21 protein-coding genes are annotated in these 19,705 nt (G+C 58.0%); 16 read left to right on the forward strand and 5 right to left on the reverse strand.

Annotated elements, in window-relative coordinates; genetic code table 11:
• Positions 1 to 98: 98 nt before the first annotated feature.
• The 13 genes from EXZ61_RS12660 (at position 99) to EXZ61_RS12720 (ending at position 10,247) form a co-directional block, all read left to right on the forward strand.
• Positions 99 to 518: a PaaI family thioesterase gene (locus EXZ61_RS12660; protein WP_201799075.1), complete on the forward strand. Its 420-nt coding sequence runs from the start codon at positions 99 to 101 to the stop codon at positions 516 to 518.
• 55 nt (positions 519 to 573) lie between these two features.
• The gene (locus EXZ61_RS12665; RefSeq protein WP_142812108.1) at positions 574 to 1,083 is read left to right on the forward strand and encodes an SRPBCC family protein; all 510 of its coding nucleotides are present in this window, start codon (positions 574 to 576) and stop codon (positions 1,081 to 1,083) included.
• A gap of 45 nt (positions 1,084 to 1,128) precedes the next feature.
• Positions 1,129 to 1,641 carry a GNAT family N-acetyltransferase gene (locus EXZ61_RS12670; RefSeq protein WP_142812109.1) on the forward strand — a complete coding sequence of 171 codons (513 nt, stop codon included), beginning with the start codon at positions 1,129 to 1,131 and terminating at the stop codon, positions 1,639 to 1,641.
• A gap of 12 nt (positions 1,642 to 1,653) precedes the next feature.
• Positions 1,654 to 2,118 carry a GNAT family N-acetyltransferase gene (locus EXZ61_RS12675; RefSeq protein ID WP_142812110.1) on the forward strand — a complete coding sequence of 155 codons (465 nt, stop codon included), beginning with the start codon at positions 1,654 to 1,656 and terminating at the stop codon, positions 2,116 to 2,118.
• Positions 2,115 to 2,501 (forward strand): SMU1112c/YaeR family gloxylase I-like metalloprotein, encoded by a 387-nt coding sequence (gloA2, locus tag EXZ61_RS12680; RefSeq protein WP_142812111.1) that lies wholly within the window; start codon positions 2,115 to 2,117, stop codon positions 2,499 to 2,501. Before EXZ61_RS12675 ends, gloA2 begins: the two co-directional genes overlap by 4 nt.
• 244 nt (positions 2,502 to 2,745) lie before the next feature.
• The gene (locus EXZ61_RS12685) at positions 2,746 to 3,780 is read left to right on the forward strand and encodes an iron ABC transporter substrate-binding protein (protein WP_142812112.1); all 1,035 of its coding nucleotides are present in this window, start codon (positions 2,746 to 2,748) and stop codon (positions 3,778 to 3,780) included.
• Between the two features lie 61 nt (positions 3,781 to 3,841).
• On the forward strand, positions 3,842 to 5,428 hold the full coding sequence (locus tag EXZ61_RS12690) for an ABC transporter permease (protein WP_142812113.1): 1,587 nt from the start codon (positions 3,842 to 3,844) through the stop codon (positions 5,426 to 5,428).
• Entirely contained in the window at positions 5,425 to 6,561 is a 1,137-nt protein-coding gene (locus tag EXZ61_RS12695; RefSeq protein ID WP_142812114.1) for an ABC transporter ATP-binding protein, read from the forward strand. Before EXZ61_RS12690 ends, EXZ61_RS12695 begins: the two co-directional genes overlap by 4 nt.
• Positions 6,562 to 6,629: 68 nt before the next feature.
• The gene (ybiB, locus tag EXZ61_RS12700; RefSeq protein ID WP_142812115.1) at positions 6,630 to 7,541 is read left to right on the forward strand and encodes a DNA-binding protein YbiB; all 912 of its coding nucleotides are present in this window, start codon (positions 6,630 to 6,632) and stop codon (positions 7,539 to 7,541) included.
• Positions 7,542 to 7,584: 43 nt separating this feature from the next.
• Positions 7,585 to 7,953, forward strand: coding sequence for a VOC family protein (locus tag EXZ61_RS12705; RefSeq protein WP_142812116.1), 369 nt, complete (start codon positions 7,585 to 7,587; stop codon positions 7,951 to 7,953).
• Positions 7,954 to 8,025: 72 nt separating this feature from the next.
• Positions 8,026 to 9,288, forward strand: a complete 1,263-nt coding sequence (locus EXZ61_RS12710) for a BaiN/RdsA family NAD(P)/FAD-dependent oxidoreductase (RefSeq protein WP_142812117.1) — start codon at positions 8,026 to 8,028, stop codon at positions 9,286 to 9,288.
• Between the two features lie 207 nt (positions 9,289 to 9,495).
• Entirely contained in the window at positions 9,496 to 9,708 is a 213-nt protein-coding gene (rpsU, locus tag EXZ61_RS12715) for a 30S ribosomal protein S21 (RefSeq protein ID WP_142812118.1), read from the forward strand.
• 89 nt (positions 9,709 to 9,797) lie between these two features.
• Positions 9,798 to 10,247: a GatB/YqeY domain-containing protein gene (locus tag EXZ61_RS12720; protein WP_142812119.1), complete on the forward strand. Its 450-nt coding sequence runs from the start codon at positions 9,798 to 9,800 to the stop codon at positions 10,245 to 10,247.
• A 57-nt stretch (positions 10,248 to 10,304) separates the two neighbouring features.
• Here the strand turns inward: EXZ61_RS12720 and pmbA are convergent, their stop codons facing one another.
• A complete protein-coding gene (gene pmbA / locus EXZ61_RS12725) occupies positions 10,305 to 11,699 on the reverse strand; it encodes a metalloprotease PmbA (RefSeq protein WP_142812120.1) in 1,395 nt (464 codons plus the stop codon).
• A gap of 23 nt (positions 11,700 to 11,722) precedes the next feature.
• On the opposite strand from pmbA, the gene yjgA reads away from it, so the two are divergent.
• Together yjgA and mog are read left to right on the forward strand one after the other, a co-directional pair.
• Positions 11,723 to 12,382: a ribosome biogenesis factor YjgA gene (yjgA, locus tag EXZ61_RS12730; RefSeq protein ID WP_142812121.1), complete on the forward strand. Its 660-nt coding sequence runs from the start codon at positions 11,723 to 11,725 to the stop codon at positions 12,380 to 12,382.
• Between the two features lie 17 nt (positions 12,383 to 12,399).
• Complete coding sequence (gene mog, locus EXZ61_RS12735; RefSeq protein ID WP_178084884.1) at positions 12,400 to 12,996, forward strand: molybdopterin adenylyltransferase; 597 nt, start codon at positions 12,400 to 12,402, stop codon at positions 12,994 to 12,996.
• Positions 12,997 to 13,003: 7 nt separating this feature from the next.
• Here mog and cysE read toward each other — a convergent pair whose 3' ends face one another.
• Positions 13,004 to 13,777, reverse strand: coding sequence for a serine O-acetyltransferase (gene cysE, locus EXZ61_RS12740; RefSeq protein WP_142812122.1), 774 nt, complete (start codon positions 13,775 to 13,777; stop codon positions 13,004 to 13,006).
• Positions 13,778 to 13,787: 10 nt separating this feature from the next.
• Positions 13,788 to 14,612, reverse strand: a complete 825-nt coding sequence (locus tag EXZ61_RS12745; protein WP_142812123.1) for an RNA methyltransferase — start codon at positions 14,610 to 14,612, stop codon at positions 13,788 to 13,790.
• Between the two features lie 152 nt (positions 14,613 to 14,764).
• Here EXZ61_RS12745 and EXZ61_RS12750 point away from each other — a divergent pair, with 152 nt between their 5' ends.
• Positions 14,765 to 15,673 carry an inositol monophosphatase family protein gene (locus tag EXZ61_RS12750; RefSeq protein ID WP_142812124.1) on the forward strand — a complete coding sequence of 303 codons (909 nt, stop codon included), beginning with the start codon at positions 14,765 to 14,767 and terminating at the stop codon, positions 15,671 to 15,673.
• Here the strand turns inward: EXZ61_RS12750 and EXZ61_RS12755 are convergent.
• Entirely contained in the window at positions 15,650 to 18,985 is a 3,336-nt protein-coding gene (locus EXZ61_RS12755) for a sensor domain-containing protein (protein WP_142812125.1), read from the reverse strand. The two genes, EXZ61_RS12750 and EXZ61_RS12755, sit on opposite strands and share 24 nt — an antisense overlap.
• A 95-nt stretch (positions 18,986 to 19,080) precedes the next feature.
• Entirely contained in the window at positions 19,081 to 19,686 is a 606-nt protein-coding gene (locus EXZ61_RS12760; RefSeq protein WP_142812126.1) for a glutathione peroxidase, read from the reverse strand.
• Between the last annotated feature and the right edge of the window lie 19 nt (positions 19,687 to 19,705).

The raw sequence follows: 19,705 nt of genomic DNA on the forward strand, positions 1-19,705 counted from the left end.
TTATGTGCGCTGGGGCACCGTCTGCCTCGGGCCACACACGCACTGAGCTGTGTTGAGCCGGGTATATTTGTTCGCCAACGCCACGCAACACCTATTCAATGCACCCCATGAACACTCCAGACCGCTTCAACGCCTTAGGCGCAGGCCATTTGCCCGGCCACCTCGGCATCACCATCACCCAGGTCAACGGCACCGAAGTGTGTGCAGAGCTCCCGGTCAAGCCCGAGCTGATGGCACCCAATGGTTTTTTGCACGCTGGCACCGTGGTCACGTTGGCAGACACCTGCGCGGGCTACGGCTGTATCGCCAAACTTCCGCCTGAGGCCACAGGCTTTACCACCATAGAGCTCAAGTCCAACCACTTGGGCACCGCGCGTGACGGCACCCTCACCTGCCGCGCCACCGCCGCCCATATCGGGCGCACCACGCAGGTGTGGGACGCTGTGGTAACCCACAAAGAAACTGGCAAAACGCTGGCCCTGTTTCGCTGTACGCAAATGGTGCTCTACCCCAAATAGCGCCCCCTAGAGTCGCCAGCCCACGCACCCTTTTTAAGTCCTGAGGAGAGACTCCATGCAGCCTGTGTACCAAGCCAATGCCCAACTGGACCTGACGTTTACGCGCCTGGTGGATGTGCCACGCGCACTGATCTGGCGTGCGTGGACTGAGCCTGCGTTGTTGATGCCTTGGTTTTGCCCTCTGCCCTGGAAGACCATCGATTGCGAAATCGACCTGCGCCCCGGTGGCCTTTTTCGCACCACCATGCAGTCACCCGAAGGGGCAGAGTTTCCCAATGTTGGCTGCTACCTAGACATCGTCCCCCAAGAAAAGCTGGTGTGGACCAACGCCTTGCTGCCCGGCTTTCGCCCCAGCCAACCGGCCGCCACCAGCGGCTCTGACGAGGTGAACTTCTTGTTCACCGCCATGGTGGAACTGGCTGACGCCGAACAAGGCACCCGCTACACCGCCACCGTCATCCACGCCGACGAAGCAGGTTGCAAGCAACACGCCGCCATGGGTTTCGAAGCCGGATGGGGCGCGGCACTTGACCAGTTGGTGGCCATGGTGCAGCGGGGGTTTTGAGCTCTAGCGACTGAGTCATTCGCTCACACCATTCAATTTGATTTCATGCAACTCAGCCTGCGCCCACCCTGCCCTTCGGACTACATCACCCTCGCCACGTGGATCCCTGATGCCGCCAGCTGCCTGCGCTGGGCGGGACCCAAAGTGTCGTTTCCGTTTGAGGCAGACCGGCTGGCTGAGTTGCTGTACGTCGATCAAAGCGTTAGCTACTGTTTGGCACATAGCGATGACGTTCCCTTAGCGTTTGCGCAGCATTGGGTGATAGCGCCGGGCGCTGTGCATCTGGGGCGCATCTTGGTGGACCCACACAGGCGCGGCCAAGGACTGGGGCGCATGTTGTGCACTCAACTCATAGCGGCAGCGCTTGCACATACCCAAGCGAACAGCGCGACACTGCGGGTGTACGCCGACAACTTAGGCGCACAGCAGCTCTACCAAAGCTTGGGCTTTGTGCGTGAAGCGGTGCAGTCGACCCAAGAGCTTGACTTCATGCGCCTACCAGCGGACGTGTGGCGCAGCGCGCAACGCGCAAACCATTCGAACCCTCAACCCATGTGAGCGAAACAGCCCTTGCCAGACCCCTTCCTGATTCAGCCCAAACGCGCCGATGACACTGACGCCGTGCAAGCATTGTTTGCGCTGTGTGTGTCGACTGCCCAGTGGCTGCCCGACGCTTCACGGGCCAAAACTACATTCGCCGATGTGTCTGAAGGCGAAACCATTTGGCTTGCGCGTGCTGCAAGCTCCCACGATGCCTCCCAAGCACTTTTAGCTTTTGTATCCGTGCAAACCGAGACGCCCTACATTCACCACCTGTATGTGCATCCCACGGCCCGTGGACAAGGCCTTGGGGGTGCTTTGCTGGAATCCTTGCAAAGCTGGCTACCCAGCCCTTGGCACTTGAAATGCGTGCGCGCCAACCACGCGGCTATGGCGTTTTACCAAGCGCAGGGTTGGATCGAAGTTGGCACAGGCGCCAGTGACGACGGCGCCTACGTATTGCTGCAATGGACCCCACAAGAGACTAGGCCATGAAACTACTAGCCATTCACCACGCTGCCATCATTTGCTCAGACTATGCGCGCTCCAAGCACTTTTACACACAAGTGCTGGGTTTGCAGGTGCTCGCTGAAAACTACCGCGCGCAGCGCCAGTCTTACAAGCTGGACTTGGCCCTGCCCGATGGCTCGCAGGTAGAGCTTTTCTCATTTGCCAACCCACCCGCACGCCCCTCCTACCCCGAAGCCTGTGGCCTGCGCCACCTGGCCTTTCAAGTAGCCGATGTCGCCGCTAGCAAAGCAGAGCTGGAAGCCCAAGGCATTGCGGTCGAGCCGGTGCGGGTGGACGAATTCACCGGCAAGCGCTTTGTGTTTTTTGCCGACCCCGACGGCTTGCCGCTTGAGCTGTACGAGGTTTAGGTCACTCTATTGGCAAAAAGTGCCTCTGGCGCCCATGGATATTGCGCAAGCAGCTACGTTTTAAATAGCAACCACGGCACACACCCAAACCCATCCCTCCAACTATTGCGCTAGATCAATCCCAAACGGACCCAAGAACTTGGCCCATGGGCCGGGTTGACACTACAATACAAACGAAAGTTATTCGCATTTAGATTGCGAAATCTTTCAACGATTCCGTTTTAACGTCACCATGGGCAAGTTCATGAAGTTTTCGTTCTCGTCTCTCTCCCACGCCTTGGCTTTGGGTCTCACACTGATCACCGCGCCGTTGGCCTCCCACGCGCAAACCGCTGCGGTCACGCCCAGCGCAGAAGGCATCGTGGTGTACAACGCGCAGCACGTCAGCCTGACCAAAGAATGGGTGGCTGGCTTCACCGCGCAAACAGGCATCAAAGTGACCTTGCGCAATGGCAGCGACACCGAGTTGGGCAACCAAATCGTGCAAGAAGGCGCCGCCTCCCCAGCAGATGTGTTTTTGACTGAGAACTCCCCGTCCATGGCCCTGGTCGACGGTGCCAACCTCTTTGCGCCTTTGGACGCAGCCACCTTGGCGTCTGTGCCTGCTAACTTCCGCCCTGCGAATGGCCGCTGGATTGGTATTGCCGCGCGTAGCACCGTGTTTGTGTACAACAAGTCCAAGCTGCTCAAGTCGCAGCTGCCCAAATCCATCCTAGATTTGGCGCAGCCTCAGTGGAAAGGCCGTTGGGCTGCGTCCCCCGCCGGTGCTGACTTCCAAGCCATTGTGAGCGCCATGCTCGAACTCAAAGGCGAGGCTGCAACCCTGGCCTGGCTCAAGGCCATGAAGGAAAACGCCGTGGCCTACAAAGGCAATGGTGTGGTGCTCAAAGCCGTGAACGCAGGGCAAATTGATGGCGGCGTGATCTACCACTACTACCGCGCTGGCGACCAAGCCAAGACCGGCGAAAACAGCAACAACACAGAAACCCATTACTTCCGCAACCAAGACCCAGGCGCTTTCATGAGCATCTCGGGTGGCGGCGTGCTGGCGTCTAGCAAGCACAAAGCGGAGGCCCAAGCCTTTGTGGCGTGGATTGCTGGCAAAGCCGGCCAAGACATTCTGAAGACTGGCGACTCTTATGAATACGCCGTAGGCGTAGGTGCTGCATCCCACCGCTCCCTGGTCCCTATTGCTGAATTGCAAATCCCTGCAGTGGAGCCCGGTAAACTCAACAGCCGCAAAGTGTCCGAGTTGATGCTGCAAGCGGGCTTGCTGTAAGTCCGGCGCAGCCCATCGACTCCCGCACGATTTTTGAGAATTTGAACAGGGTGCTACTTTTTTGTCTGCCAATCGCCTTGCCCTGTTGAACTGGCCCCGCCCACGTGCGGGGCGCTCATTGAAAAGCCATGCCCCCGTCGGCAACTGGTTAGGAAGCGCTGCCCTTGTGGTGGCGCTTTTGTCCTTGGTGCCTCTGTGCTTTGTGCTGTGGGTGGCCTACCAAACCGGTTGGGCCACCGCCAGTGCCTTGATTTTTCGCCCCCGTGTGGGCGAGCTGCTGCTCAACACCGCTTGGTTGTTGGCACTCACCGTACCCATTTGTATCGCCCTGGCCTTGGCCTTGGCCTGGCTGACCGAGCGCAGCGACCTGCCCGGAGCACGCATCTGGTCGTGGTTGGCTGTGGCACCCCTGGCAGTGCCAGCCTTTGTACACAGCTATGCGTGGATGACGGTCACCCCCGGCTTGCACGGCCTGTTCGGTGGCGTGATGGTGGCTACCATCGCGTACTTTCCTTTTCTGTATTTGCCGCTGTCAGCGGCCCTGCGCCGCTTAGACCCTGCCATGGAAGACGCAGCGGCCTCCATGGGTTTGAACCCCTGGGCCGTGTTTTTCAGAGTCGTCATGCCACAGCTGCGCCTGGCGTTGTGCGGCGGCTCGCTCTTGATTGGCCTGCACTTGCTGGCCGAGTACGGCTTGTTTGTGATGATGCGGTTTGACACATTCACCACCGCTATCGTGGACCAGTTTCAATCTAGCTACAACGGCCCGGCGGCCAACATGCTGTCTGGCGTTCTGATGCTGTGCTGCTTTGTGCTTTTGGCACTCGAATCCCGTGCACGCGGCAAGGCCCGCTACGCGCGGGTAGGCACAGGCGCAGCCCGCCTGCAACAGCGCGTTGCGCTCGGGCGCGCCACATGGTTCGTCATGCTGCTACCCGCACTGACGACAGCGCTGGCTTTAGGTGTGCCGCTGCTCACGCTGGGCCGCTGGCTGATTGCAGGCGGCGCCGAGGTCTGGCGTTGGGACGAGGTCGGCAGTGCAGTTTGGCAAACACTGGCCTTGGGTGCGGCAGGTGCCGTACTCACCGCTGTGGCCGCCATACCGGTATCGTGGTTGTCTGTGCGCGCGCCGGGGCGGCGGGCGCGCTGGCTGGAGTCCAGTGCTTATTTGGTAGGCGCACTTCCAGGCGTAGTGATAGCGCTGGCCATGGTCACCGTCACCGTGCGTGTGGCACTGCCGTTGTACCAAACCGTGGTCACCGTGTTACTGGCTTACATGCTCATGTTTTTGCCGCGCGCCATCATCAGTTTGCGCACCGGCATTGCCCAAGCGCCCGTAGAACTAGAGCAAGCGGCCCGCAGCTTAGGGCGCTCTCCCGCGCAGGCTTTGTGGCACGTCACCATGCGTCTCGCAGCGCCAAGCGCTGCAGCGGGCATCGCCTTGGTGGGCTTAGGCATCACCACCGAACTCACAGCCACCTTGATGTTGGCACCCAACGGCACGCGCACACTGGCCACGGCCTTTTGGTCTTACACCAGTGAAATTGATTACGCAAGTGCTGCCCCCTATGCATTGACCATGGTATTGCTCTCTTTGCCCATGACCTGGTTGCTCTACATTCAATCTAAAAAGACCGCTGGACGATGACCGCTTCTGACGCACTGCATATCAACGGCGTGTGCAAGGCCTACGGGCCCCATACCGTGCTCAATGACATCGACCTCGTGGTGGCCACCGGCAGCCGCACGGCCATCGTGGGCCCCTCTGGCTCAGGCAAGACCACCTTGCTGCGCATCATTGCAGGCTTTGAAACCCCTGACACCGGCAGCGTCACACTCGGCGGCGTGCAAATGGCCAATGGCCCCACCGCCATGCCAGCCCACAAACGTGGCATTGGCTTTGTGCCGCAAGATGGTGCCTTGTTTCCCCACCTGAGCATTGCCGACAACATTGGCTTTGGTCTCGCTCGCCATGCGCCAGACCGCGCAGACCGCATCACCGAATTGATGGACATGGTGTCATTGGATGCAGCCTTGCTCAAACGCTGGCCGCATGAGTTGTCTGGCGGTCAACAGCAGCGCGTGGCCTTGGCCCGAGCCTTGGCCCTGCGCCCAGCCTTAATGTTGCTGGATGAGCCTTTCTCTGCCCTAGACACCGGCTTGCGCGCCAGCACTCGTAAGGCCGTTGCGCAGCTGCTGAGCAAAGCAGGCGTGACTACTATTTTGGTGACCCACGACCAAGCAGAGGCACTCTCATTTGCCGACCAAGTGGCGGTCATGCGTGCTGGCCAATTGGTGCAAGCGGGCCCTCCGCGCGAGCTGTATTTGCACCCCAAAGACCCTGCCATTGCCAGCTTTTTGGGCGAAAGCATGGTCTTGCCCGCCCAACTCACCAAAGGCTGGGCCGACTGTGCGCTAGGTCGCGTGGCGGTCAGCAACCAGCAACGCATCGGTAGCGCGCAAATCATGTTGCGCCCCGAGCAATTGCACGTTGCCTTGATCCCCACCGTCACATCCATCGCTCCGACCGAGCGCCCATCCGTGTATGGCAGCGTGGTGGACTGCGACTTTGGCGGAGCGGAGTGCAGTGTCACAGTCGAACTGGCCCAAGCCCTGCGCGTCACCGTGCATTGCCCCAGCAGCACCGCGCCCGCGGTGGGCACCCGTGTGACGCTGAGCGTGAGCGGCAACGCACATGTGTTTGACAGCACCGAACTATCTGTCCCGCCTGAGGAGCCCCAAGGGCCCGTGTTGGCCAGTGCCAACGTGGCTGCGGTTTAATCACTACCTACTCGCCGTCAACACTGAGCGACCAGGCATCCGCACGACGATCAACCGAGCACGCTGACATGGCCATTGGGCACTACATCAAAGAAATTGGGCGCGGCAAAGATGGTGCACGGCCACTCACCCGAGAACAAGCGGCAGACTTGTTTGGCCAAGTGCTGGATGGCAGCGTGACCGACTTGGAAATGGGGGCGTTTTGCGTGGCCATGCGCATCAAAGGCGAAACCGACCAAGAAATGGCCGGCTTTCTGGATGCCACCTATGCGCGCATGCAGCGTGTGCCGTCAGCGCAGACAACAAGCCCCACCATCGTGATCCCCACCTACAACGGTGCGCGCAAACTGCCGGTGCTCACACCCTTGCTCGCCTTGCTTTTGGCTCGCGAAGGCTTACCTGTCTTGATACACGGCACCGCGACTGAGTCCAGCCGTGTGTTTACCTCCAAAGTGCTTGCAGCGCTTGATATACCTGCGCAGACCGCTATGACAGAGATAGCACCGGGAGCAGTCAAGTTCTATCCGACCGCTTTGCTGTGCCCTGGCTTGCAGCGCCTGTTAGAAGTGCGGCGCGTGCTCAACCTGCGCAACCCAGCACATAGCTTGGTCAAGCTCATGAACCCGTGTGCAGGCAAAGGCTTGCTAGTCACCAGCTACACGCACCCCGAGTACGCAGTGTCCATGGCCGCGACCCTGCAACTTCTGAATGCCAACGCCCTGCTGATTCGCGGCACCGAAGGCGAAGCGGTGGCCGACCCTAGGCGCACACCCAAAATGCAAGCCATTGTGGGAGGCGTAGCCCAAGACTTGGACGCCTACCAAGGCGGGTCCTTAGGCGTCCTTCCCGATCTCCCGAAAAGCACTGACACCGACATCACAGCCGCGTACATACGCCAAGTGCTTAGCGGCACACAAGCGGTACCCCAGCCCATTGCGCAGCAGGTCGCTACCATTGCAAAATTGGCCGCCGGTATCTAGGATGGTCAAAACCCTTTGCAATGAATGAACGGAGGATGTTTTCATGATCGGCTATGTCACACTGGGAACCAATGACTTGCAGCGTGCCGCTGCCTTCTACGATGCCTTGTTGACGGAGATTGGCGCGGCTCGGCTCTGGGATATCGGGCATGGAATTGCTTGGGGCACCGCAATGGACAAACCTTGCCTTGCCATTCTCCAACCATTCAACAAAGAACCCGCCTCCGTGGGAAATGGCACCATGGTGGCACTTGCTGCCAATAGCAAAGAAACGGTCGACCGGCTCCACGCCAAAGCGCTAGCGCTGGGCGCCAAAGATGAAGGCCCCGCTGGCCCACGTGGAGACAGCTTCTACGCGGGTTACTTCAGAGACCTTGAAGGCAACAAATTCAGCGTTTTTTGTACGCAGTAGCACCATAGGCGCAGACGCCATTCTTCACGGCGCGCATCTTGGGGCGTGAACTGGGCGTCTACACTTGCGCCCATGAAAAAGTTTGATGTCGTAGTGATGGGTGCCGGTGCAGCGGGCTTGTTTTGTGCCGGCGTGGCCGGGCAGCTGGGCCTGAGCGTGCTGGTTTTGGACCACAGCGAGAAGGTGGCCGAAAAAATCCGCATTTCAGGCGGGGGCCGCTGCAACTTCACCAACGTGGACACAGCGCCCGCCAACTTCTTGAGCGACAACCCGCGCTTTTGCCGCTCCGCGCTGTCTCGCTACAGCCCACGTGACTTTGTAGCCTTGCTGCAAAAGTACCAAGTGCCTTTCCATGAAAAGCACAAAGGCCAATTGTTTTGTGACCGCTCCGCCGAAGACATCATCAACACGCTGTTAGCAGAGTGCGAACTGGGCAAAGTTACCCGCTGGCAACCGTGCAGCGTCAAAAACATACGCTTTTTAGCCTCTAGCGCCCATGGAGTAAGCGCAGACAGCTATGAAATTGATAGTGACCGTGGCATCATCCAGAGTTCAGCCATCGTGATAGCCACAGGCGGCTTGTCCATTCCCAAGATAGGCGCGACCGACTTTGGCTACCGCGTGGCCAAGCAGTTTGACATTCCCATGGTGGAAACTCGCCCGGCTTTGGTACCACTCACCTTTGACGCGGATGCATGGGCACCCTTTGCCCAGCTCTCGGGCTTGTCCTTGCCCGTACACATTGCCACGGGCAGCAAAAAGGAACGGGTTGTCTTCCACGAAGACTTGCTCTTCACCCACCGGGGCTTGAGTGGCCCGGGTGTCTTGCAGATTTCCAGCTATTGGAAGCCGGGTACCCCCTTGCAGCTGAACCTTGCCCCGCTGGTAGACGTGGCGGCTACGCTTAGCCAAGCCAAAGCCAGTTCGCGTAAACGCATTGCCAATGAATTGGCAAGTTTGGTTCCGTCACGCTTGGCTGAAACCTGGGTTGCACAAGGCGCTGCGCTGGGCCACAACTGGGAACGACCCATCATGGAAGCGTCGGACAAGGCGCTCACAGCACTGGCAGAGCGCCTAAGCCGCTGGGAACTCTTGCCCACCGGTACCGAGGGCTATAAGAAAGCCGAAGTCACCGCTGGCGGTGTAGATACCAAAGCACTCTCCAGCCAAACCATGGAGTCCCGCCAGCCGGGGCTTTACTTCATCGGTGAGGTGGTGGACGTGACGGGTTGGCTGGGTGGCTACAACTTCCAATGGGCTTGGGCCAGCGGTTTTGCCTGCGCCCACGGCTTGGCCGCCAAGCTACGCCCCAGTGCCAACATCGAGCCAGCCTAAGGCAAATTCCCATAAATCCGGGGCAAATGGCGCCATTTGTCTTAAAAATCCACGCCCAGCAAGACCCCTAGGGTTATAATGCAAGGCTTTTCTGGCATACCCCGTCGGCCAATACTAGTTACAGACGGGGAATACCGCTGAACGTGGCATGTGGGGCCCGATCTCCCCCCGTGACTGGCGACAGCACATTTTGGATAACATTACGTAATGACAACGATCCGTGTAAAAGAAAACGAACCCTTTGACGTAGCGCTGCGCCGCTTCAAGCGCACCATCGAAAAATTGGGCCTTTTGACCGACTTGCGTGCTCGCGAGTTCTACGAAAAGCCAACCGCAGTGCGTAAACGTAAAAAGGCTGCTGCTGTTAAGCGCAATTACAAGCGTATTCGCAGCATGCAATTGCCCAAGAAATTGTTCTAAACAGAACAGCTTTCAAGGCTCAAAAAGCTCGCTTGGGGACGCTCCAGCGGGCTTTTTTCATTTTGCTCACCATTCTTAGGATTTAAGCCATGTCATCACTCAAAGACCAAATTACCGAAGATATGAAAACGGCCATGCGCGCCAAAGACAGCGAGCGCTTGGGCACCATCCGTTTGCTGCTGGCAGCCTGCAAGCAAAAAGAAGTCGATGAGCGCGTGGTTTTGGATGATGCAGCCGTGGTGGCCATCGTGGACAAGCTGATTAAGCAACGCAAAGATTCGATTGCTGCGTTTATCACAGCTGCCCGCCAAGACTTGGCCGACAAAGAAGAAGCTGAGCTCAAGGTACTGCAAGCCTACTTGCCACAACGCATGTCTGCCGATGAAGTTTTGGCCGAAGTCAAAGCTATTGTGGCTGAGTTGGGTGCTGCAGGACCCGGCGACATGGGTAAGGTCATGGGCGTGGTGAAAACACGCTTGGCCGGTAAAGCCGAAATGGGCACCGTGTCTGCCGCCGTAAAAACAGCCTTGGCAGGATAAACGCCAAAGGCCTGAGGTGCGGGGTGCTTGCCACCCCGCCACCATGACTCGCGGTGCTTAAGAGCCAGCCACCTTCATACGGTTGATCAGCACCGAACCTACCGTCTTGGCACCGTAGTTATAAGTATCCGCGCCAATCGCTTCGATGCCCTTGAACATGGCCTTCATATTGCCAGCAATGGTGATTTCATGGACGGGATAGGCAATGCGGCCGTTTTCCACCCAAAAACCGCTCGCACCACGCGAGTAGTCACCGGTCACGTAGTTGGTGCCCTGGCCCATCAATTCGGTCACAAACAAGCCGGTACCCAGTTTTTGCAGCATCGCATCCAGGTCATCGCTAGATTTGGTTAGACGCGACGTAAACGTCAGGTTGTGGGAGCCACCGGCATTGCCCGTGGTCTTCATGCCCAGTTTGCGAGCGGAGTAGCTGGACAGAAAGTAACCCTGCACGCGCCCTGCGTCCACCACTTTGCGAGCCTGCACCCGCACGCCTTCATCATCAAACGGGGAGCTGCCTTTGCCGCCCAAGATGAACGGATCTTCGTAAATGTCGATGTGCTTGGGAAACACGGGCTTGCCCAAAGAGTCCAGCAAAAACGTGCTCTTGCGGTACAAAGCACCACCACTCACTGCCTGCACGAAGGAGCCCAACAGGCCGGCAGCCAGCGGGGACTCAAACAACACGGGGCATTCCACCGTGGCAATCTTGCGCGCCTTCAGGCGGCTCAAAGCGCGCTGCGCGGCATAGCGCCCAATGGCTTGGGGCGATGCCAAATCTGAGGCACGGCGCATCGAGCTGTACCACGCGTCGCGCTGCATGTCTTTGCCCTTACCGGCAATGGGCGACACCGACATGGAGTGGCGTGAACTGGCGTAGCCGCCACGGAACCCATTGCTATGGCCACTGACAAAATGCGACTGTTGGGCAGATACCGCAGCACCTTCGCTATTGGTGATCTTCTTACTCACGCCGAGTGCCGCGGCTTCACATTCCATAGCCAATGTGGCAGCCTCTTCGCTAGTCAGTGCCCATGGGTGGAAAAGGTCTAAATCACGGGCGCGGTCACTGGCAGACGCCAAGTCGGCATCGTCCGGCAAGCTGGCAAACGTGTCTTCGGCCGTGAAGCGAGCAATGTCATAGGCAGCCTGCACGGTCTGCGCAATGGCTGCCTGCGAAAAATCTGACGTACTTGCATTGCCTCGGCGATGCCCCAAGTACACCGTCACGCCCAAGGACTTATCGCGGTTTCGCTCAACATTTTCTAGCTCACCATGGCGCACAGAGACGCTAAGGCCGCACCCTTCAGACACTTCGGCACCCGCTTGCGTGGCGCCAAGCTTCTTGGCGTGGGCCAAGGCAGAGTCCACCAATGACTCGAAATAAGGGCGACTATAAGCAAAGCCGCTGTCGGCGGGTTTGGTCTGTAGGAGGGATTTTGGTTTCTTCATAGCGGAGGCTATGATACTTGGCTATGTCACGTAAACTAAAAAAAGGCTATTTCGTCAAGGGCAAATTCGTTGCTGAGGGCAGCGAACTTGACTTGGAGTTCAAACGCGAGCTCAAAGGCACCGACGAAGCCACCCGCACCGACCTTAAGCGCGAAAGCGATGAACTTCAAAAACTGGGCGAAGAATTGCTCACCTTGCGCACCGAATTGATGACGCGCATTGCGTTGCCTGACAAATTGATTGAGGCGGTCGCCGAAGCCAAACGCATCACCAACTTTGAAGGCAAGCGCCGCCAAATGCAGTTCATCGGCAAGTTGATGCGCAAGCTCACCCCCGAAGTGTTGGAAGACGTGCGCAAGGCGCTGGTGGAGCAGCACACTCCGTCGATTCAAGACACTATGGTCTTGCACCAGTCAGAAGTCTGGCGTGACCGCCTGATTGCCGAGGACGACGCTGTGGGCCAATGGCTCACCCTCAGCCCCGCGACCGATAGCCAACAACTACGCTCTTTGATTCGCCAAGCGCGCAAAGACGCTAAGCCCGAAAAGCCAGGTGAAGCCGTACGCCATGGCCGCGCTTACCGTGACATTTTCCAACTCGTGCGCGAGCAGCTTTTGGAACACCGCGCCGCAAGCAAAGCGGGCCCCGCCGCAGCTGACGACACAGAAGACGGCGAAGCGTGAGCGACTCCACTGCAGTGATGCCACCTGAAACCGTCAAGATCGGCATTGTGTCGGTCAGTGACCGGGCTTCTAGCGGCGTCTATGAAGACAAAGGCTTGCCCGCCCTGCGCACTTGGCTTGCAAGTGCCTTGCTGAACCCCATCACCTTTGAGGCGCGCTTGATTGCGGATGAGCAGACGCTCATCAGTGCTGCGCTCATCGAGTTGGTGGATGCAGGTTGCAGCTTGGTTTTGACAACAGGCGGTACAGGCCCAGCTTTGCGCGACGTCACACCAGAGGCGACATTGGCAGTTGCCCACAAAGAAATGCCAGGCTTTGGCGAACAAATGCGGCGCATCAGCCTCGAATTTGTACCCACTGCCATTTTGTCGCGCCAAGTCGCAGTGATTCGCGACAAGACCCTCATCATCAACTTGCCTGGCCAACCCAAGTCCATCGCGGAGACACTGGAAGGTCTGAGAGACAACCAAGGCACGTCACTGGTGCCGGGCATTTTTGCAGCGGTGCCCTATTGCATTGACTTGCTGGGTGGTCCCTACCTAGAAACGGTAGACACAGTGTGCAAGGCCTTTAGGCCCAAAACTGCGCAACGCCCTCCCCGCACAATGGGCTAAAGCGCGCCTACTTCCCGACAAGCTCATTCAAGCGGGCTGCTTCAAAGCACTCTTTACGGGCTGCATCGGTTGGCACACAGTCACCGTTCGCTGCAGCTGTCGATAACTTTTCAATAGCCTGCCACAGCATGGCAATTTGATGCTCTTGGCCTGCTGCGGAGTCAATCAAGCCCCGCAATGCTTGGCTTACCGGGTCATCGTCTTGGGTGATGCCATAGGCCGTGAATTTGCGGTCTTGGCTGGTGACATCTGCGCTCTCCCCTTGTTTAGAGGGAATGATGCGTGCCGGTATGCCCACCGCGGTCGCACCGGCGGGCACAGGTTTGATCACTACAGCGTTGCTACCAATCTTGGCACCGTCACCCACGACAAAACCACCCAAGACCTTCGCGCCCGCACTGACCACCACATCTTTACCCAAGGTGGGGTGGCGTTTCGCCCCTTTGTACAAAGAGGTGCCACCCAAGGTCACGCCTTGGTAAATGGTGCATCCGTCGCCAATCTCGGCGGTCTCCCCCACCACAACACCCATGGCATGGTCAAAAAACACGCGTTCACCAATTTTGGCGCCGGGATGAATTTCAATGCCAGTAAAGCCTCGGGCCAAGTGCGAGATAAAACGTCCCAACCATTTCAGTCCGTGGGTCCAGCACCAATGCGCGCGCCTGTGCAAAACCAAAGCATGCAGTCCTGGGTAACAAGTCAACACCTCCCAAGTGCTGCGCGCAGCGGGGTCACGGTCAAGAATGCACTGGATGTCGGAACGTAGTCGAGAAAACATACGGTTAAGTTTATCCGCTCGCCTTTTCACTTACAGCGCGTGCAGACATTTGCAAAATGGACTTGGCAATGCCCCGTAAGATGTGAATCTCTTCTTGCGTCACAGCCGCGCGATTGACCAACTGGTTCAGACGCGGCATCAACTTCTTAGGCGCCTCTGGGTCTAAAAAATCCAAAGCAACCAAGGCCTGTTCCAAGTGGGCCAGCATGCCACTCACCTGCGCGGCATCCGCAGCCAAGTTGTTGCGTGATGCGGCAGCCTCTGCCGGTTCGATGGCGCTAAACCCACCGAGCGCCAAACGCCACTCGTAAGCGATCACCTGCAAAGCGGCACCGATATTCAAGGAACCAAACTGGGGGTTGCTGGGAATCGAGAGGCACACATGGCTGCGGTACACATCTTCATTGCGCATGCCAAAGCGCTCGGAGCCAAACAAAAACGCGATGCCTGTCTGCGCTACATGAGCGGCCGTAGTCTGGGCCAAATCAGGCCCTGGCGCACATGCAGACTGCGCAAGCAGCTGCGTTTTTGATAGCATTTCAAAATGCTCACGCGGCGTGGTGGTGGGTGGACCAAAGTCACGCGGCGTCATAGCCGTTGCACACAAGTGCGTCATCCCGTCCAAGGCCTCGTCCAAGGTTTCCACAATGCGGGCCTTAGCCAGCACGTCCAAAGCACCACTGGCACGCTGGATGGTTTCTTCCCGGCGCAACACATTGGCCCACCGAGGTGCTACCAACACCAAGTCATCAAAACCCATGGTTTTCATGGCCCGCGCGGCTGCGCCCACATTGCCAGCATGGCTGGTATTAATTAAGATGAATCGCGTTTGCATGGTGTCTAAATGGCCGCTCTGTGGCCTTGGTGGCGCAGTTATTTGGATTTAACGACAGTGCTAGGGTGCACTCTCTGGTCAAGCCCGGTAAAATGTGCGTATTGTCGCCGTCTGCATCGCCTGATGGATCTCACTAGTTCTTAATAAAATTTATGTCGCTTAATCTGCACCCCATGATCAATGTGGCCATCAAGGCTGCCCGCGCTGCTGGTTCCATCATCAACCGCGCCGCGCTCGATATCGAATCCGTGCGTATTTCTCAAAAGAAGGCCAACGATTTCGTCACTGAAGTGGACCAAGCTGCAGAAAAAGCGATCATAGAAACCCTCTTAACCGCGTATCCCGGCCACGGTATTTGGGCTGAAGAATCAGGTAAAGAACACGGCGCAAAAGACTCCGAATACGTCTGGATCATTGATCCCCTGGACGGCACCACCAACTTCATCCATGGTTTGCCTGTGTACTGCGTGAGCATTGCTCTAGCTGTGAAGGGCAAGGTCGAGCAAGCCGTGGTGTACGACCCCACCCGCAACGACTTGTTTACGGCCACCAAAGGCCGCGGCGCATTTTTGAATGACCGCCGCATCCGCGTCTCCAAGCGCGTGCAGCTCAAAGAGTCGCTGATTTCCACGGGCTTTCCGTTCCGCCCAGGCGACAACTTTAACCAATACCTGTCCATGATGGGCGATGTGATGCAACGCACGGCGGGCCTGCGCCGCCCTGGCGCTGCCGCACTGGACTTGGCCTATGTGGCTGCCGGCTACACCGAAGGCTTTTTTGAAACCGGCTTGCAGCCATGGGACGTGGCAGCGGGCTCACTGCTCGTCACCGAAGCCGGCGGCTTGGTGGGTAACTTCTCCGGCGACTCTGACTTCTTGGAGCAAGGCGAGTGCTTGGCAGCTACTCCCCGGGTTTACGGGCAACTCGTCAGCATCTTGGGCAAGTACAGCAAGTTTGCCAGCGCTGGCGAAAAAGCGAGCCTGCGCCAAGCTGCTGCTCCCGCCGAGGCGAGCGAAGACACGCCTGCGGACGACAACTCAGCGCCTGACGCTCTGGTGTAGTAAACCAAACCGGTCTGGGGCAGTCTCGAGTCGCAACTGTTCCAGCGGTGTAGGTTTGCCGAAGAAGTAGCCCTGAAAGGCTTTGCAGCCACTGGCCAACAAAAAGTCGCGTTGGCCCGCGGTTTCCACCCCTTCTGCGACGACTCCCAAGTCCAAACTGGCAGCCAAGGCCAATACGGTGCGGGCAATGGCAGCGTCGTTGGGGTCGGTCAGCACGTCGCGCACAAAGGACTTGTCGATCTTGAGCTGGTCCAGTGGCAACTGCTTGAGATACGACAAAGAGGAGTAGCCAGTTCCGAAGTCGTCTAAGGAAAAGCTCACCCCTATGGACCGCAATTCGCTCATTTTGGCAATCACATCGTCAAAATCGGTCAGCAGCAAAGTCTCTGTGAGCTCAAGCTTCAGGCGATACGGATTGGCACCCGTCATGCGCAGCAAGGTCAAAATCTGGTTGGAAAAATCAGGATGCCTAAACTGCCGTGCACTGACGTTGACCGCCATGGTGAGTCTGCGCGTGTCCGCATGTTCACTCCACACCACCAATTGGGCGCAGGCCTGCTCGAGCACCCAGTGCCCCAATTGCAAAATCAAACCCGTTTGCTCCGCGACCGGAATGAATTCGCCCGGCGCGACCAGCCCATGGCGCGGGTGCAACCAGCGCACCAAGGCCTCAACGCCGATGGTTTGGCTTAACTCATTCACCACGGGCTGGAAGTACAAGACAAACTCACGATTGGAGAGCGCCACCCGCAAGTCAGCTTCAATGGCCGCGCGTGCGGAGGCAGCGGCCTGCATCACTGGGTCAAAGAACCTAGCGGTATTGCGGCCAGCCGCCTTCGCTTGGTACATGGCTAAATCGGCGCGCTTCAACAGCTCATCCACCGACAGCTTGTTGTCATGGAACAGCGCAATACCAATGCTGGGTGTGCTGTGAAAATCACTGCCGCTCAAACGGTAGGACTGGTTCAAGGTGGCCAGTATCTTGCGGCCTACGGCCTCTGCATGGGTGGCAGCATCGTCTTGGTCGCTGCTCAGCTTTTGCAGCATCACCACGAACTCGTCCCCCCCGAGACGGGCCACGGTATCGGCGTCACGCACGCATTCGTGCAGGCGGATGGCTACTTGCTTGAGCAACTGATCTCCCATATCGTGCCCACGGGTGTCGTTCAGGTCTTTGAAGTTGTCGAGGTCAATAAACAACAGGGCTCCGGTTTGCCCTTCCCGCTCGGTCAGTGCCAAGGCATGCTGCAAGCGGTCCATCAGCAAGCGGCGGTTTGGCAAACCCGTGAGCGCATCAAAAAAAGCCAAGCGCTCAATCTTGTCTTCCGCCATGCGGCGTGCTGAGATGTCTCGACCGATACCTCGGTAACCCGTGAACGTTCCATCCTGGTCAAAAATGGGGGCACCGCTGATGGACACCCACATCAAGGAGCCGTCTTGTCGGCGGCGCTGCATCTGAAAGTCATGAAACACCTCGTGCGCCTCCACTGCGGCGCGATGGGCAGCCCACCCCTCTGAACTCACGCCCTCGGCACCAGACTCCCAACGGGTCTTGCCCATATAAGCATTTCCTGCACTCAGAGAAGCCGCCTCCAAGTCTCCATATGCCGAGACAAAGCGGTACTCCGCGTCCTGCTCCCAGTACCAGTCGGACGACAGCTGGGTCAGTGCCCTGAAGCGGCTTTCACTGTCGCGCAGACGTTGCTCAGCGGCCTTGCGCTCCGTAATGTCGCTTGAAAATCCATTCCACAAAATGCTGCCATCTTCTTCGCGCTCTGGAATCGCTTGGCCTAGTAGCCAACGCACTTCACCATCCGGCAAGCGCAAGCGGTACTCGTGATTCCACGGCGATAAATCGCGCGCCGACTGCTTCACTGACGCAAGCAACACCGCCAAATCATCCGGGTGGTGCAAGGAAAACGTGCATCTGGCGTCGGCCATCATTTGCTCAGCAGAGCAGCCCGGAAACAATTCGGACGCAGCTTGACTCACAAATGGAAACTCGAAACCGCCATCGCGCTTGGCCCGGAACTGAAACACGATCCCAGGCAGGCGGCTGGTAATTTTCTTGATGAACTCCAGCTTTTCTTGCAATGCCTGTGCGGCCTCTTTCTCGCTGGTGATGTCTTGCACCATGCCGAAATCAAAAGGCTCTTCGCCTTCAACGGCCCACCGCCGCATGCGGGAACGCAGCCAGTGCACGCGGCCGTCGCGGTGCAAGCGCCGATATTCGACAATGCTCCCGTCCAGCTTGGACCGCGCCTCCTCAAACACAGGCCGGTCTTGTTCATGGATGCGTTTAAACCCCGCAGGAGAGGCCAGCGGCGTGCCAGGCTCCAAACCAGAGATGCGGTACAGGCCTGTGGACCACTGCAGACTGCTGGGGTCTGCGCCACTGGTCCAATGCCCCACGGCGGCCAGATCTTCCATGTACTCAAACATGCGAATTTGTTGACTCAAGCGCTTGTTGGTGGCTTTCAACAGTTGCTCAGAAGCCAGCAGCTCCGCCTGTGCCAAGCGTTCGGCGCTGACATCTTTGTAGCTACTGAGCACGAACTGCACACCAGCAACTTCAATACGAGACGCATTGACTTGAAGTATCAGCGTGTGCCCGTCACTGCGGGCAAAAGGAACATCGATGTTGCGAAGCTGCCCCTTTTCACGCAGGCTCTGAAAGCCGGTGTCGCGGTGTCGCTCGCCAGCCCAAAAACCAAGGGTCTCTGGACGACGGCCCAAAACATCTTTGAGAGGCAAGCCAGTGAGCTGCATCCACTCAGCATTCACATCCACAAAGGTTCCATCGCTGGCACTGATGAGCGCCATGGCGTTGGGGTTTTCGCTGAACAGCGTTGCCAGTTGTTGTTGCGTACCCAAACGCGCCGAAGCGGCTTCCAAACTGGCACCTTGGTCCCAAATTTTCAGCACCACGCCGCGTGGGCCTGACTGAAACGCGAAGCAGTGCAAGGCACGGCCTTGAAACAAACCCAGCTCTGGCACACTTTGCGGCGACACGGTGCCACCCTGCGCAGCAATGTCCATGAGCGATTGATGCAACGGGGAAGCAACAATCGTTGGCAGCAACGCTGACAGTGGCTGCTGGCAGAAGGCGCCGCAGTCAAAGCCCAGCAAATGGCTCGCGATACCCCCCACACGCTCCACCATCAACACCCCATCGACGGCAAGACTGCACTCCACTGAACCAAACACAGCACCCGAGAGCTGGGTCGCGGCCTGCAACCGATCTTGGCTTTCTTGCAGCTCACGCTGAAGGCGCTGCACTTCGTGGGACAAATGGTTGGGATCTACGCTCATTAAAGTTGGCACGCCAGTTTGCTCCCCGCATCTTGGGGCCAATAAATCCTTTTTTAGTCATCGCATTGTGCCGTAACAATGCGGTTTCAGGGGCACTACAGCGCCTTATCAATAGCAGCCAATATGGCAGGGCTTTGGGGCTCAACTTCGCTGGGAAAGCTGGCTAGCACCTTGCCGGAGCGGTCAATCAGGTACTTATGAAAGTTCCATTGCGGGGCCTTGCCCGTGGCTTGGAATAGCGCTGCGTACAAACCATTGCGCCCCTTGCCCGACACCACGGTTTTAGACAGCATGGGGAACTTCACGCCATAGGTGTTGAAGCAAAAGTCCGCAATCGCTTTGGAATTGCCGGGCTCTTGGCTGCCAAAGTCGTTCGACGGAAAGCCCAGCACCACCAAACCACGGGCGTTGTACTTGGCGTACAGCGCTTCCAACCCTTCGTACTGGTGGGTAAAGCCGCAGTAGCTTGCGGTGTTGACCACCAAGACGACTTTGCCGGCGTATTGGCACAGGTTTTGCGGCGCATCGTCTTGCAAGCGGGGAAACTGGTGCTGCAAGATGGCTGGGCACGCTGCGTTTGCCGCAGCAGTCATTGAGGGCACCGAGGGCGCTTTGGTCTGGGTCCACGCTGGGGATTGCAAAAACGCCCCTAGCCAGCAGGCCCCAACGACGACACGCAGCTGACGGTAATTGAGAACCATGCGAGAGCCTCCAAAGTGT

This window comes from Rhodoferax aquaticus, assembly GCF_006974105.1.
Lineage (GTDB): Bacteria > Pseudomonadota > Gammaproteobacteria > Burkholderiales > Burkholderiaceae_C > Allorhodoferax > Allorhodoferax aquaticus_A.